Origin of the sequence: Streptomyces sp. NPDC102451 (assembly GCF_044765485.1) — a bacterium.
GTDB lineage: Bacteria > Actinomycetota > Actinomycetes > Streptomycetales > Streptomycetaceae > Streptomyces.
On the sequence record NZ_JBIWKD010000022.1, the window covers coordinates 1 to 14,440 of the forward strand.

16 protein-coding genes and 1 tRNA gene are annotated in these 14,440 nt (G+C 70.5%); 4 read left to right on the plus strand and 13 right to left on the minus strand.

The annotated features are described in order from the left end of the window. Window positions 1–220: 220 nt before the first annotated feature. Both ACIRD8_RS32805 and ACIRD8_RS32810 read left to right on the plus strand, forming a co-directional pair. Window positions 221–1,732, plus strand: a complete 1,512-nt coding sequence (locus ACIRD8_RS32805; protein WP_403999798.1) for an MFS transporter — start codon at window positions 221–223, stop codon at window positions 1,730–1,732. A gap of 58 nt (window positions 1,733–1,790) precedes the next feature. After that, the gene (locus tag ACIRD8_RS32810; RefSeq protein WP_403999801.1) at window positions 1,791–2,564 is read left to right on the plus strand and encodes a TetR/AcrR family transcriptional regulator; all 774 of its coding nucleotides are present in this window, start codon (window positions 1,791–1,793) and stop codon (window positions 2,562–2,564) included. An 11-nt stretch (window positions 2,565–2,575) separates the two neighbouring features. Here the strand turns inward: ACIRD8_RS32810 and ACIRD8_RS32815 are convergent, their stop codons facing one another. The 5 genes from ACIRD8_RS32815 to ACIRD8_RS32835 all read right to left on the minus strand — a co-directional run bounded on the left by ACIRD8_RS32815 (window position 2,576) and on the right by ACIRD8_RS32835 (window position 8,119). Next, complete coding sequence (locus tag ACIRD8_RS32815; protein WP_403999804.1) at window positions 2,576–3,523, minus strand: NAD(P)-dependent oxidoreductase; 948 nt, start codon at window positions 3,521–3,523, stop codon at window positions 2,576–2,578. Window positions 3,524–3,531: 8 nt separating this feature from the next. After that, window positions 3,532–4,002 carry a PPOX class F420-dependent oxidoreductase gene (locus ACIRD8_RS32820; RefSeq protein WP_403999807.1) on the minus strand — a complete coding sequence of 157 codons (471 nt, stop codon included), beginning with the start codon at window positions 4,000–4,002 and terminating at the stop codon, window positions 3,532–3,534. A 73-nt stretch (window positions 4,003–4,075) separates the two neighbouring features. Continuing rightward, the gene (locus ACIRD8_RS32825; protein ID WP_403999810.1) at window positions 4,076–4,891 is read right to left on the minus strand and encodes a YceI family protein; all 816 of its coding nucleotides are present in this window, start codon (window positions 4,889–4,891) and stop codon (window positions 4,076–4,078) included. Window positions 4,892–5,087: 196 nt separating this feature from the next. Next, window positions 5,088–7,583, minus strand: a complete 2,496-nt coding sequence (locus ACIRD8_RS32830) for an MFS transporter (RefSeq protein WP_403999813.1) — start codon at window positions 7,581–7,583, stop codon at window positions 5,088–5,090. Window positions 7,584–7,606: 23 nt separating this feature from the next. Further along, entirely contained in the window at window positions 7,607–8,119 is a 513-nt protein-coding gene (locus ACIRD8_RS32835) for a MarR family winged helix-turn-helix transcriptional regulator (RefSeq protein ID WP_403999816.1), read from the minus strand. Window positions 8,120–8,444: 325 nt separating this feature from the next. Here ACIRD8_RS32835 and ACIRD8_RS32840 point away from each other — a divergent pair, with 325 nt between their 5' ends. Continuing rightward, the gene (locus ACIRD8_RS32840; RefSeq protein WP_403999819.1) at window positions 8,445–8,660 is read left to right on the plus strand and encodes a hypothetical protein; all 216 of its coding nucleotides are present in this window, start codon (window positions 8,445–8,447) and stop codon (window positions 8,658–8,660) included. A gap of 256 nt (window positions 8,661–8,916) precedes the next feature. Here ACIRD8_RS32840 and ACIRD8_RS32845 read toward each other — a convergent pair whose 3' ends face one another. The 8 genes from ACIRD8_RS32845 to ACIRD8_RS32880 all read right to left on the minus strand — a co-directional run bounded on the left by ACIRD8_RS32845 (window position 8,917) and on the right by ACIRD8_RS32880 (window position 13,671). Next, a complete protein-coding gene (locus ACIRD8_RS32845) occupies window positions 8,917–9,783 on the minus strand; it encodes an RNA polymerase sigma factor SigF (protein ID WP_267074625.1) in 867 nt (288 codons plus the stop codon). Between the two features lie 234 nt (window positions 9,784–10,017). After that, window positions 10,018–10,875, minus strand: coding sequence for an RNA polymerase sigma factor SigF (locus ACIRD8_RS32850; RefSeq protein ID WP_403999822.1), 858 nt, complete (start codon window positions 10,873–10,875; stop codon window positions 10,018–10,020). A 186-nt stretch (window positions 10,876–11,061) separates the two neighbouring features. Continuing rightward, the gene (locus ACIRD8_RS32855; protein ID WP_403999825.1) at window positions 11,062–11,355 is read right to left on the minus strand and encodes a Dabb family protein; all 294 of its coding nucleotides are present in this window, start codon (window positions 11,353–11,355) and stop codon (window positions 11,062–11,064) included. A gap of 9 nt (window positions 11,356–11,364) precedes the next feature. Continuing rightward, window positions 11,365–11,529 carry a hypothetical protein gene (locus tag ACIRD8_RS32860; protein WP_014155101.1) on the minus strand — a complete coding sequence of 55 codons (165 nt, stop codon included), beginning with the start codon at window positions 11,527–11,529 and terminating at the stop codon, window positions 11,365–11,367. Between the two features lie 441 nt (window positions 11,530–11,970). Then, window positions 11,971–12,055, minus strand: a tRNA-Ser gene (locus tag ACIRD8_RS32865). Window positions 12,056–12,134: 79 nt separating this feature from the next. Then, window positions 12,135–12,563 carry a tRNA adenosine(34) deaminase TadA gene (gene tadA, locus ACIRD8_RS32870; RefSeq protein ID WP_404000057.1) on the minus strand — a complete coding sequence of 143 codons (429 nt, stop codon included), beginning with the start codon at window positions 12,561–12,563 and terminating at the stop codon, window positions 12,135–12,137. 81 nt (window positions 12,564–12,644) lie between these two features. Then, window positions 12,645–13,217 (minus strand): hypothetical protein, encoded by a 573-nt coding sequence (locus ACIRD8_RS32875; RefSeq protein ID WP_404000060.1) that lies wholly within the window; start codon window positions 13,215–13,217, stop codon window positions 12,645–12,647. Between the two features lie 217 nt (window positions 13,218–13,434). After that, a complete protein-coding gene (locus ACIRD8_RS32880) occupies window positions 13,435–13,671 on the minus strand; it encodes a hypothetical protein (RefSeq protein WP_403999828.1) in 237 nt (78 codons plus the stop codon). Window positions 13,672–13,787: 116 nt separating this feature from the next. Between ACIRD8_RS32880 and upp the strand changes: the two genes are divergently transcribed. Beyond that, on the plus strand, window positions 13,788–14,423 hold the full coding sequence (gene upp / locus ACIRD8_RS32885) for a uracil phosphoribosyltransferase (protein WP_056793563.1): 636 nt from the start codon (window positions 13,788–13,790) through the stop codon (window positions 14,421–14,423). Window positions 14,424–14,440: the final 17 nt, after the last annotated feature.

The window sequence follows — 14,440 nt, forward strand, 5'->3', positions numbered from 1 at the left end:
GGCGCCGGCCCCCCCCGCCCCCCGCCCCGGGGGCGGGGGGGGCGGGGGGCGGGGGGGCGCCCCCCCCCGCCGCGGGGCGCCCCCCCCCCCCCCCCCCCCCCCCCCCACCGCCCTGTGGTTGTTGCACGGCTATGTGTTGTACGGCGTACAGGAGATGCCATACGGTGTACAAGCACGCCTTCCCATACACCGTACGAGTACACCGGAACCAGGAGCCCGTATGACGGCGACCGCCGCCGAGCAGAACGACCTCGCCCCCCGGAGCGGCCATGCCCGGCGCTGGGTGATCCTCGGAGTCATCTGCCTCGCCCAGCTCACCGTGCTGCTCGACAACACCGTCCTGAACGTCGCGATCCCCTCGCTCACCGCCGACCTCCACGCCTCCACCGCCGATGTGCAGTGGATGATCAACGCCTACGCGCTCGTCCAGTCAGGGCTCGTGCTCACAGCGGGCAGCTCCGCCGACCGCTACGGCCGCAAGAAGATGCTGGTCGCGGGGCTCGCCCTGTTCGGCGTCGGCTCGCTGGCGGCGGGGCTCGCGCAGTCCTCCGGGCAGCTGATCGCCGCCCGTGCGGGGATGGGCGTCGGAGGCGCGCTGCTGATGACGACCACCCTCGCCGTGGTGATGCAGATCTTCGACGACACCGAGCGCGTCAAGGCGATCGGCATCTGGTCCACCGTCAGCTCGCTGGGGTTCGCCGCCGGTCCGCTGATCGGCGGGGTGATGCTCGACCACTTCTGGTGGGGCGCGATCTTCCTGGTCAACATCCCCGTGGCGGTCATCGGCCTGATCGCGGTCGTCCGGCTCGTCCCGGAGTCCAGGAACCCCCAGGGCGACCGCCCCGACCTGGTCGGAGCACTGCTCTCCACCCTCGGCATGGCGTCCGTCGTGTACGCGATCATCTCCGGCCCCGAACACGGCTGGGGCTCCGGACCGGTCCTGCTGACGGCCTTCGGCGGGGTCGCCGTCCTCACCGGATTCGTCCTGTGGGAGCTCCATGTCCCGTACCCGATGCTGGACATGCACTTCTTCCGCAACCAGAGGTTCACCGGTGCGGTCGCCGGCGCGATCCTCGTCGCGTTCGGGATGACGGGGTCGCTGTTCCTGCTCACCCAGCACCTCCAGTTCGTCCTCGCTTACGAGCCGCTCGAAGCCGGGCTGCGTACGGCTCCGCTCGCCCTCACCGTCGTCGCGCTCAACCTCACGGGGCTCGGCGCCCGGCTCGTGATGAAGCTGGGGACGCCCGCCGTCATCGCCGCTGGGATGAGCCTGCTGGCCGCCGGGCTCGTGGCGATCGCGCTGCTGGGCGGGCGGGACTACGGCGGCATGCTGCTCGGCCTGGTCGTCATGGGGGCGGGCGTCGCGCTCGCCATGCCCGCGATGGCCAACGCGATCATGAGCGCCATCCCGCCGGAGAAGGCGGGCGTGGGCGCCGGGGTGAACGGCACGCTCGCCGAGTTCGGCAACGGCCTCGGGGTCGCCGTGCTCGGAGCCGTGCTCAACTCCCGGTTCGCCGCGCTCGTGCCGGGTGTCGTGGGTGCGTCCTCCCTGCCCGCCGCGCTCGCCGCCGCCGACGGTGCGGCGGACCGCGAGCGCGTCACGGACGCCTTCGCCTCGGGCCTGGAGACCAGCCAACTGGTCGGCGCGGCAGCGGTCCTGGCCGGCGGACTGCTGGCCGCGGTCCTGCTGAGGCGGGCGGAGCGGACCGAGAGCTCCGGGGCGCGGGCATAGCATCGGGAGGGGGCAGCCGGTACGCAGGAGTACCACCGCAAGACAAGGAGCGTGCGCCATGGGGTCCGCGGCAGACGGTGTGAAGAACCCTTCCCGGGTCAGTGTGTGGCTGGACCGGCGGACCCCCTCGCGCACCCGTAAGGCGGATCAGCCGGCCGGACTCGACCGGGACAGGATCACGGCGGCGAGCGTCCGGCTGCTGGACGCCGACGGCCTCGCGAAGTTCTCCATGCGACGTCTCGCCGCCGAGCTCGACGTCACGGCCATGTCCCTCTACTGGTACGTCGACACCAAGGACGACCTGCTGGAACTCGCCCTGGACACGCTCTACGAGGAGATCCCGGCCACCCCGGAGGACGCCGACTGGCGCGACCGCCTGCGCGAACTGGCCACCAGCTACCGGAAGATGTTCGTCCGCCACCCCTGGGCGTCGGGCCTGGTCGGCAGCTTCCTGAACATCGGACCGCACTCGATGCTGTTCTCGTACGCCGTCCAGGACGTCATCCGGGCCACCGGACTGCCGCTGGAGCGGCGGACGGGTGCGATGGCGGCCGTCTTCCAGTTCGTCTACGGATTCGGCACGACCGAGGGCCACTTCGTGCAGCGCACCGCGGAGGCCGGGCTCACCCAGGACGAGTACTTCGCGAGGGCGATGGGCACGATCCGCGCGGACCCGGAGCTGCACCGCGCCATGCGGCCCTCGGAGGACCTGATGGACGCGCGGGGCGGGGAGACGGTGGAGGAGATGCGCGAGCGGGACTTCACGTTCGCGCTCGACCTCCTGATCGCGGGCATCGAGGCGACCTGCGAACGCGCGGCGCGCCTGCCCTAAGCCTCCGATGCTCAGTAGCCGCGCCCGGTGTCCACGGCCAGCGCGGGCGTACGCCCCTCGCCGACCGCCTCCCAGCAGGCCTCGAAGTCGGCGACGACGTCCTCGTCGGCCGTGATGCCCGCCGAGTGCGACGTGATCACCGTGCGCGGCAGCCGCCAGACCGGGTCGCCGGGCTCCGCGGGCTCGTCGGGCAGCACGTCGAGCACCGCCCGGCGGACGGCGCCGCTGTGCAGCGCGGCCTCCAGCGCCGCCATGTCCACCGTCGCGCCCCGGCCCACGTTGATGAAGGTGGCGCCCTCCATCGCGGCGAATCTGGCGGCGTCGAAGAAGCGCTCCGTGGCACCGGTCAGGGGCAGGGCGGAGACCACCCACCGGGCCTCCGCCAGCGCCGCGGTCTCCTCGTCCGAGCCGGCCAGGACGACCCGGTCGAAGCCCGCGGGCACGGCACGGGGCGTGCGGCCCACGCCGACCGTGCGAACGGAGCAGGCCCGCAGCAGGGAGCCGACCGCGGCGCCGATGCGCCCGGTGCCGTGGACGACGGCGGTCCGCCCGGCGGCGAGTTCGGACGGCAGACGGCGCCACTCGGACCTGGAGTGCTGTGCGGTGTGCTCCGGCACGGACTGGCACTCGGCGAGGACCCAGGCCAGCGTGTACTGGGCGATCCGCTCGCCCATCCGCCCCACGGTCCGGGTCAGCAGGGCGCCCTCGGGCCAGGGCCCGGCGGCGAGCAGCGCGTCCGTACCGGCGTTGACGCTGTGGAACCACAACAGGCCGGGGGTCCGCAGCGCTTCGGGCAGCACGTCCCCCACGTAGACGAACGGGCCGTCGGGTGCGGTGGGGTGCTCCGGTCCGGCCGGGCGCCCGGTGATCCGTTCCAGCTCATGGACGACGGCCGGTGCGACGGACGGGGAGGTCAGCAGCCGGGCCCGTGCGAGCGGGCCCGGGAGGGGCGGCTTCATCGGTACGGTCAGCCGCCGCCGGTCAGGTGGGCGGGGAAGCCGCCGGTGGCGACCGGGCCCCAGCGCTCCGGGGTGATCCGGATGATGGACTTGCCCTGCTTGATCATCGCCGCCCGGTACTCGTCCCAGTCGGGGTGCTCGCCGGAGATGTTGCGGAAGTACTCGACGAGGGGCTCGACCGAATCCGGTGAGTCGATCACCTCGGCCGAGCCGTCGATCTGGACCCACGGCCCGTTCCACTCGTCCGACAGGACGATCACGCTGACCCGCTCGTCCCGCTTGGCGTTACGGGTCTTGGCCCGTTCGGGGTACGTCGAGACGACGATCCGGCCCGCGTCGTCGACCCCACAGGTGAGCGGGGAGCCCTGGGGGCGGCCGTCGGACCGGGTGGTCAGCAGGATCGCCCGGTGCCTGGGCCGCACGAAGTCCAGCAGTTCCGCGCGTTCCACGGCGGTATTGGTCGCGATGTTGGGTGCCATGCGGCCCAGCCTAGGGTCTTTCGTCACGCGAGGCCCTGGACCCCGGTCCGGCGCCAGGGCCTTCCCTGCGTCCCTATCCCTGGACGGAGTCGCCCTGGACCGCCTGGATGTCGAGCTCCACGCGCAGGGTCGTGCCGATCGCCGAGATACCCGCCTGCAGCACCTGGTTGTAGTTCATGGCGAAGTCGTCGCGGCGCAGTTCCGCCGTGGCGTGGAAGGCCGCCCGCACCCCGCCCCACGGGTCGGGGCCGGTGCCCAGGTAGCTGAGGTCGAGGTCCACGTCGCGCGCGACGCCGTGCATCGTGAGCAGGCCGTGCACCGTCCAGCGGTCGGGCCCGGCCGGGGTCAGCGCACGGGAGCGGTAGGTGATCTCCGGGTACGCCTCCACGTCAAGGAAGTCCGCCGAGCGCAGGTGCTTGTCCCGCATGGCGTTGCCCGTGTCGATGCTCGTGGAGGCGATGAAGGCTTCCACCCGGGAGTTCTGTACGTCCTCGGAGATCTCGATGCGGCCGCCGAACTCGGTGAACCGGCCGTGCACGCTGGAGATCCCCAGGTGCTGGGCGACCGCGGCCACCGAGGAGTGCACCGGGTCCAGTGACCAGGTGCCCGGAGGGGGCAGTTCCACGCCGCCCTGCCGGGCCAGCACCACGGTCCCGGCCTCGACGCGGCCGCTGGCCGTGACGAGCGCGGTGGACGCGGCGGGGGCGTAACCCACCGCCGTGACGATCACCGTGTACGCGCCGGCCTGCAGGCGGTCGTCGGTGCGGACGGCCCCGTCCTCGTCGGCGGCGGCCCGGAGCACCTGGGTGCCCGTCATGTCGGTCACCGTGACGACCGCGTGCTGGACCGCCCAGCCGTCCCGCGTACGTACCTGTGCGCGAAGTCCCATCCCGTGTTCTCTCCTTGCTCAAATCACTCGTGAAGCAGCGACCCGGACCGCGGTCGCAATGAGTCGGGCCCCGGGGCGGGGTCGGCAGGCCGTCCCCTGCCTGCCGTTCCCGCCACGGGGCCCATTTCCACCGGCAGCGACAGCCTCTCCGCTCGAAGTGCTGTTCCGCCAGGGGTCTGTGCGGACCTTCCGGTCCTTACTCGCCCGGGTGGGCGAGCTCGATGTCGTGACCGTCGACTCCGCTGCCGCTCACGGTCAGCGAGCCGGCCACCGGCGGGTAGCCGGTCGCGATCACGGAGTACTCACCGGCGTCCAGGTCGGGGAAGGCGTACACGCCGTCCTCCCCGGTCGTCGACGAGGCGACCACGTTGCCGGCCGCGTCGATCAGCGTGACCCGGGCGTCGTTCAGCGGTGCCCGGCCGGAGCCGGCCCAGACGGTGCCGCGCACCAGCGCGCCGGACCGCAGGGCCACCTCGACCCGGGTGACACCCTGGCCGCCGACCTCCACCGGCAGGGCCAGCGGACGGAAGCCCGCGGCCGTGACGGCGACGGTCACCGAGCCGGGGATCAGCTCACCGAAGGTGAACTCACCCGCGTCGCCCGAGACACCCGTGGCCAGCACGTCGCCGCGCACATCGGTCACGACGACCATGGCGCCCTGGACCGGGGTGCTGCCCTCGGCGGTCCGTACGGTCCCGGAGAGACCGCTCGTACCGGCGAGCAGGATGTCGAAGGCCAGCGGCTCGTCGCCGACGACCACGGTGGAGGCCTGCGGCTGGAAGCCGTCGGCGGACGCGATCAGGACGTAACTGCCGGAGCCCGGAGCGTCCAGTACGTAGCCCCCGTCGGCCTGGGCGACGGAGCGCCCCAGCTGCCGGCCGCCCAGCGAGATCAGTGTGACGGCGGCGCGGGCGACGGGTGCGCCCTCGGCGCCCCGCACCACACCGCGTACGGGCGTTCCCTGGATGGTGAGCTCCTTCGTGGCGGCAGTCTCCTCCGGGGCCTCGACCGAGGTGAACCCGGCCGTGCCCTCGGCGACCGGCGCGGTGCCGGTGGTGGCCTCGACGGACTGTGCCGTGGCGGACACCTCGGCGGGGGAGTTGTCGTTGCCCGCCTTCGTCTTCAGGGCGACCTCCTTGATGAAGATCGTCAGGAGGAAGGCGACCAGCGCGGCAGGAGCGGCGTACAGGAAGACGTCGGCGACACCGTGGCCGTAGGCGACCTCCATGACTGTGCGCAGCGGAGCGGGCAGCGAGTCCAGGTCGGGGATGCCCCCGCCACCGGTTCCGCCGTGGCCGAACGCCGCACCCTCGGGGCCGAGGTCGGCGAGGCCGTCCTTGACGTAGTGGGTGACACGGTTGCCCAGGACGGCGCCCAGCGCCGAGACGCCGATCGCACCACCGAGCGAACGGAAGAACGTGACGACGGAGCTGGCCGCGCCGAGGTCGGAGGGCGCGACCTGGTTCTGCGTGGCGAGGACCAGGTTCTGCATCATCATGCCGATGCCGAGGCCCATGACGAGCATGAAGATCGCGATGTGCCAGTACTCGGTGTCGTACCGGATGGTGCCCAGCAGCCCGAGGCCGGCGGTGAGCAGGAAGCCACCGCTGACCAGCCAGGCCTTCCAGCGCCCCGTCTTGGTGATGATCTGGCCGGAGATCGTCGAGGAGAGGAACAGACCGGCGATCATCGGGATCGTCATGACGCCGGACATCGTCGGCGACTTGTCCCGCGCCAGCTGGAAGTACTGGCTGAAGAAGACGGTGCCCGCGAACATCCCGATACCGACGAACAGCGAGGCCGCGGAGGCCAGCGTGATGGTGCGGTTACGGAAGAGGCGCAGCGGGATGATCGGCTCGCGGGCCTTGGACTCGATGAACAGGAACAGCGCGATGAGGACGACGGTGCCGCCCAGCATCGTGTACGTCTGCCAGGAGACCCAGTCGTACTTGTCGCCCGCGAAGGTCACCCAGAGCAGCAGCAGCGAGACCGCGGCGCTGATGAAGAACGCGCCGGACCAGTCGATCTTGACGCCCTCGCGCTTGATCACGGGGAGCTTCAGGGTCTTCTGGAGCACGATCAGGGCGATGATCGCGAACGGCACACCCACGTAGAAGCACCAGCGCCAGCCCATCCAGCTGGTGTCGGTGATGACACCGCCGAGGAGCGGGCCGCCCACGGTGGCGACGGCGAAGACCGCGCCGAGGTAACCGCTGTAGCGCCCACGCTCACGCGGGGAGATCATCGCGGCCATCACGATCTGGGCGAGGGCGGAGAGACCGCCGACGCCGATGCCCTGCACCACACGGCAGGCGATGAGCATGCCGCTGCTGGTCGACAGGCCGGCGACTATGGAGCCGGCCACGTAGATGATCAGGGCGATCTGGACCAGCAGCTTCTTGCTGAACAGGTCGGCGAGCTTGCCCCACAGCGGGGTGGTGGCAGTCATGGCCAGCAGCGAGGCCGTGACGACCCAGGTGTAGGCGCTCTGGCCGCCGCCGAGGTCGGAGATGATCTCCGGCAGCGCGTTGGAGACGACCGTCGACGACAGGATCGCGACGAACATGCCGAGCAGCAGCCCGGTCAGCGCTTCCATGATCTGCCGGTGTGTCATCGGCGTGCCTGCGAGGGCTTCGGGAGCCCCGTGCTTGGCGTGGCCGCCCCGCACACCGGATGGTGTGGTCGTAGCCATTAAATTCCTTCTCTTTGCTTCTGTTACACGGGTGTACGGGTGTGAGGGTCGTCGAAGTGCCCGGCGCGGCAGTCGCCGCTGTGCTTTCCGGGGGTACACCCTCCGGAGCCGCGGCAGGAGAAGCTGTCGCGCAGCCGGGACAACAACGTGTTGAGTTGTCCGACTTCTTCGTCGGACCAGTCGTTGAGGTTGTGGGCGAACATCTCCGTGGTCCGCCGGGTCAGCTCGTCGAGCAGGTCCTCGCCCGCGGGGGTCAGCCGCAGGATGCGGGACCGCTTGTCCGCCGGGTCCGGAGACCTTTCGATCCAGCCGTTCTCCACCGCGTGAGTCACATGTCGGCTGGTCACCGACATGTTCACGGCCAGGAGTTCGGCAAGCCGGGTGATCCGCATCTCGCCGTACTTGGCCAGCAGCGTGAGCACGCCGGCAGTGCCACCCGGGCACTCGGAGGGCAGGATGCGGACGAGCCCCCGCTTGACGGCCCCGACGGCGCTGAGCTGCCGGGCCAGTTCTTCGTACTGGCTCCGTGCCGCCACTGGCCCTCCAGACGTCTCGCGAGGTCATCTTGTTGCTTAGGGCAACGATAGAAGCGGTTGGTTGCCGCAGGCAAACGAAATGGCCCTTGCAGAAGTAAAGGAACGCAAAAGCCTGTGTAGGTGCCCGGTCAAGCGTGCAGCGCACAGGGGGTGAGCCCCGGCGGATGTGTTCCTCGCCACAGGTCAGGGGCGTGCGGGGGCTCGTGGAGGAGGTGCGAAGTGCTCCGGCGGGAGCGTGAAGAGGCCGTGTGCGCGGGGGAGGGGCATCGGCCCCCGTGGCCCCGGGGGTTGGGCGGAACGCCTGCGTTCGCTAGGGTCCTGGGCCATGGCACACAACCCCCACGCCCCGCAGCCGGGCCCCGAGGGCACTCACGACCCGGCGGGCAGCACGCAGATGTTCCGCGCGTTTGTCGACGAGGGCGAGCCGCAGCGCAGGCAGCAGCCCGCCGCGACCTCGTCGAGCTCGAAGACCGGGGTGATCGTGGCCGTCGTCGCGGTCATCATCGTCCTCGGCGCGGTCGCCTGGCTCGCGCTCGGCTGACCACCGCCCGTTCCTACCAGGCCGGCCCGCCGCCCCTCTCCGGGGTCCAAGGCCTGCCAGGCGTCCATGTGAGCGTGTACGCCGCCCTTCCGCACCGCTCCCGCACCGCCCGACGGCGCGGGAGCGTCTGCGTTGCCCGCCGCCCGCTGCCGAAGCCCCCGGATGCGGCGGGGCCCCCGGACGCGGCGAGGCCGCCGGGGTGACGCTCCTGTGCCCCGGCGGCCTCGTGAGCCGTTTCCTACGGACCCGTCACGGGTCAGTCGGCGATGAGTCCCTCTCTGAGCTGGGTGAGGGTCCGGGTCAGCAGCCGGGAGACGTGCATCTGGGAGATGCCGACCTCCTCGCCGATCTGCGACTGCGTCATGTTGGCGAAGAAGCGCAGCATGATGATCTGCCGCTCGCGCGGGGCGAGCTTCGCCAGCAGCGGCTTCAGGGACTCGCGGTACTCGACGCCTTCCAGCGCCGTGTCCTCGTACCCCAGACGGTCAGCCAGCGAGCCCTCGCCGCCGTCGTCCTCGGGGGACGGTGAGTCCAGGGAGGAGGCCGTGTAGGCGTTGCCCACGGCCAGGCCGTCGACCACGTCCTCCTCGGAGACCCCGAGCGCCTTGGCCAGCTCCGGCACCGTCGGCGAGCGGTCGAGCTTCTGGGCGAGCTCGTCGCTGGTCTTGGTGAGGGCGAGCCGCAGCTCCTGGAGCCGGCGCGGCACCCGCACCGACCACGAGGTGTCGCGGAAGAAGCGCTTGATCTCCCCGACGACGGTCGGCATCGCGAACGTGGGGAATTCCACGCCCCGTTCGCAGTCGAAGCGGTCGATCGCCTTGATCAGGCCGATCGTCCCGACCTGGACGATGTCCTCCATGGGTTCGTTGCGGCTCCGGAACCGTGCCGCCGCGTACCGCACCAGCGGGAGGTTGAGCTCGATGAGTGTGTCCCGCACATAGGCCCGCTCCGGGCTGTCCGTTCCGTCGGGGCCCGAGGCGGGACCCAGCGCGGCGAGCCGCAGGAACAGGGAGCGGGACAGGGTGCGGGTGTCGATGGCTTCCGGCGAGCTGGTGAGCACGGCAGGTGCCGGCACGCTCTTCGTGAGCGTGAGCACCTTCGAGCTGCCCTGTTCTGCGGACATGCCACCCCCTTGAGGTCGCGGACGGTCGCGGTGGCCACGACCATCGGAGGAACGCAGCCTCCACCTGAATACCGGAGGTAGGGCTGCGGCAAACGCGGTTCCAGCAGAATGTCACATGTCGGCAACACGCTGTAGTGACTTGTCGACAAGTCAGCGCCGGAAGCGCGCAGGAAACAGGGGGTGTGCGGCTTTTACGCCCCAGGATCCGGCCCTCACGGGGTCTACCCGTTCCGGTTACGCTTCGATCCTGTTTGCGGATCGAAGTCGGGCGAAACTTCTGGCCAGAAGCCTTGACACATGCATCTGGGAGACACCCAGTTCGGCGCTGATCTGTGACTGCGTCAGGTTGTTGTAGTAGCGCAGCAGCAGGATCCGCTGCTCCCGCTCGGGCAGCTGTACGAGCAGATGCCGGACCAGGTCGCGGTGTTCGACCCCGGCCAGCGCCGGGTCCTCGTACCCGAGCCGGTCCAGGAGCCCCGGCAGCCCGTCACCTTCCTGGGCCGCCTCCAGGGACGTCGCGTGGTACGAGCGGCCCGCCTCGATGCAGGCCAGTACCTCGTCCTCGGAGATCTTCAGGCGTTCGGCGATCTCGGCGGTGGTCGGTGAGCGGCCGTGAGCGGTCGTCAGGTCCTCCGTGGCGCCGGTGACCTGGACCCAGAGCTCGTGCAGCCGCCGCGGCACGTGCACGGTCCGCACGTTGTCCCGGAAGTAGCGCTTGATCTCGCCGACCACGGTGGGCATGGCGAACGTGGGGAACTGGACGCCGCGTTCCGGGTCGAAGCGGTCGATGGCGTTGATCAGGCCGATGGTGCCGACCTGGACGACGTCCTCCATCGGCTCGTTGCGGCTGCGGAAGCGCGCCGCCGCGTACCGCACCAGCGGCAGGTTCGCCTCGATCAGCGCGGTGCGCACCCTGTGGTGCTCCGGGGTGCCCGCTTCGAGGTCCTTGAGCCGCGCGAACAGCACCTGGGTCAGCGCCCTGGTGTCCGCGCCCCGGGCCCTGCCGGGTGTGGTGGGGTCGGGCGTCTCGGTCTGGATGTCGTCCGTCTGGACGTTCTGGGGCGGGACTTGAGGCGCTGTACTGGCCGGCACGGTGTCGCCACCCCTTTGCGGTCAACTACGGTCAACTCATCCGTCAAAAGCGGTCATAGCATCACAAGACATGTCCACTGTGTGCAAGCACCGCATAGAGTCGTGTTGAGGGCGTTTTGGTTTAAACATGCCGAAAAGCCCCTCTCCTGTAGGGGAGGGGCCTGCGGGACGGGAGATCCGAAAGGGTCAGAAGGGGTAGTCGGCGATCACCCAAGTGGCGAATTCGCGCCACTGGCCGGCCGCGGCCTGGTGCTCGGGGTGCTCGACGTACCGCTTGAGCGCGTCCTCGTCGGCGACCGCCGAGTTGATGGCGAAGTCGTACGCGATCGGCCGGTCGGTGATGTTCCAGGCGCACTCCCAGAACTGCAGCTCGGGGAGCTTCCCGCCGAGCTCCCGGAAGGCCTCGGCGCCCGCGACGACCCGCGGATCGTCCCGCTCGACGCCGTCGTTCAGCTTGAACAGGACCAAGTGGCGGATCATGGGGGTCTCCTACTTCACGAGCTCGGACATGAAGTCTCCGACGCCCTGCGCGGCGCTCGAAACACCCTCGAACCCTATTTGAACGAGGTCGGCGCTCCGCTCGGGAGAGGTGATGATCGTGTACAGCACGAAGACCACAATCATGTAGAGCGCGATCTTCCTCGCTTGCACCACAGCCCCGTCCCTCCCCTTCGATCACCTGTGCAGTCGGGTGATTCTAGCCGCACGTATGGCCGTATCCGAGGGCCGTTTCCGATCACCGATGCGGCTTTTAGGGTCGAAGGACCCGTCGATTCGGGCCCTTTGTCGGCGGGCGCGGCTTACGGCAGGGAGGAGGATGGTCAGCGGGTCCGCAGCACAGGCAGGAATGCGCGGGCCGAGGAACGGGACCTCCACGAGGTCCCCACCGCGTGACTTCCCCCCCGACCGCGGCGAGGGCCTACGGTCCCCGTTCTCATCGGGGGAAGTGGCTTGTCCCCCCGATGCCGCTTCCCCCGACCTGATCTCCGAAGGGCCCGGCGCACCGCGCCGGGCCCTTCGTGCCGTCCGCGGGACGCGGGGAGCAGAACGCAGAGAAGGGGCTGACCCCAACGGGTCAGCCCCTTCATCCATCTGCGGTAGCGGTGGGATTTGAACCCACGGTGAGTTTCCCCACACTCGCTTTCGAGGCGAGCTCCTTCGGCCGCTCGGACACGCTACCGAGAGAGAGCTTAGACCATGCCGGGCCCTGGTCAGAAATCCGATTCCCGCGGAAGGGCCCGGGTGCGCGGCGCGTGGGCTCAGCGCTCCCGGAAGAACGCCGTCAGCAGGCCCGCGCAGCGGTTCTCCAGGACGCCGTGGATCACCTCGGGGCGATGGTTGAGCCGGCGGTCGCGTACGACGTCCCAGAGCGAGCCCGCGGCTCCGGCCTTCTCGTCCCGAGCCCCGTAGACCACCCGGGCGACCCGGGACTGCACGAGTGCGCCCGCGCACATCGTGCAGGGCTCCAGGGTGACGACCAGCGTGCAGCCGGTCAGCCGCCAGGAGCCGAGTGCGGCGGCGGCGCGGCGCAGTGCGAGCACCTCGGCGTGCGCCGTCGGGTCGCCGGCCGCCTCGCGTTCGTTGTGGCCGGTGGCGAGCAGGGCGCCGTCCGGTCCCAGGACAACGGCGCCGACCGGCACATCGCCGGCCGACGCCGCCTGCGCGGCCTCGTCCAGGGCCTGGCGCATGGGTGCCTGCCACGGGTCCCGTACGGGATCGGGGGGAGGCGGTGAGGAGGGTGTGGGTGGTGGTGCGTTCACCCGCGGACCCTAACGGACGGCCTCCAGGACCTCGGCCGCTCCCAGCGCGTCCGCGATCTCCACCAGTGCGTCGGTGCGCAGGGTCAGCAGATCCTTCTCGGACAGACCGAGGTCGGCCAGGATCCCGAGATCGCCCAGCGGCCCCGCCGGTACGGCGTCGGGGTCGTGATCCAGGTCGGGTTCGGTGACGGCGGTGCCGGCATCGCCGTCACCGGACCGGGGTTCCTCCGGGTCGCCGTCCTCCGTACCGTCGAGGTCCACGAGCTCCTCGAGTGCGGCGATCTCGTCCTCGGCCCCTGGTTCGCGGCCGAGCAGTTCATCGGTGAGCAGGATCTCCCCGTACGAGGAGCGGGCGGCGGACGACGCGTCCGAGATGTAGATACGGGGGTCCTCCTCACCGTCCACCCGGACGACGCCGAACCAGGCGTCCTCCTGCTCGATGTAGACCAGGACCGTGTCCTCGTCCACCGAGGCCTCACGGGCCAGATCCGTCAGATCGGACAGGGTTTCCACATCGTCGAGCTCTGTATCGCTCGCTTCCCACCCGTCTTCGGTGCGCGCGAGCAGTGCGGCGAAGTACACCGTGACTCTCCCACTGGTCATAGGCGAATCGGTCCGACGGGAGGGCAGACGGTCATCCGGCTGCTCTGGGCCCCGCCCAATCGGCATCGTGGCAGAAACGAGCGCGATGCGAGACCTCTTCGACCGTTGCGTCGGCCATCAGTTATGCGGAGTGCGCATCCGCCGGCGGTGATCCGGCGACTCCTCCGGGGCGGTCCGGCCGCCCCGGAGAACGCTCTCACCAGCGGAACGTACGCATCCGCATCTGTTGGCGCATACGGGCCGCGCGGGCGCGGCGCGGCTGGACCCGGTCGCGCAGCTGCTTCGCCTCGTGGAGCTCGCGGAGGAACTGCGCCCTGCGCCTCCGGCGTGCCGCGTCACTCTCCTGCGCGTCCGGCACGTTCTCCGGCGCGTCGGGCAGGTCGCGCGCGTCGCGTCCTGCCTGCCGCTGATCCCGCTGCTCCCCGTCGGGCAATCGACACACCACCCCAAGCCTGGGTCCGTATGCCCACCACCTTCCCTCCGAACAGGTGCTTGATGCCAGTGCAGACCGGCGAGAGGCTCGTCCGGGGCCCGGTTACTGTTGACGGCATGCGGATCCACGTCGTCGACCACCCGCTGGTGGCGCACAAACTCACCACGCTGCGCGACAAGCGCACCGACTCCCCGACCTTCCGGCGGCTCGCCGACGAGCTGGTCACCCTCCTCGCCTACGAGGCCACCAGGGATGTGCGGACCGAGCAGGTCGACATCGAGACCCCGGTGACGCCCACGACGGGTGTGAAGCTGTCGTACCCGCGCCCCCTGGTCGTCCCGATCCTGCGGGCCGGCCTCGGCATGCTGGACGGCATGGTGCGGCTGCTCCCGACCGCCGAGGTCGGCTTCCTGGGCATGATCCGCAACGAGGAGACGCTCCAGGCGGAGACGTACGCCACGCGGATGCCCGAGGACCTCTCCGGCCGTCAGGTCTACGTCCTGGACCCGATGCTGGCCACCGGCGGCACGCTCGTCGCGGCCATCCGGGAGCTGATCAAGCGCGGTGCGGACGATGTCACCGCGGTCGTGCTGCTCGCGGCGCCCGAGGGCGTCGAGGTGATGGAGCGCGAGCTGGCCGGCACGCCGGTCACCGTGGTCACCGCCTCGGTCGACGAGCGGCTCAACGAGAACGGCTACATCGTGCCGGGGCTCGGCGACGCGGGTGACCGGATGTACGGCACCGTCGACTGAGCCGCACGGCCGGGCCG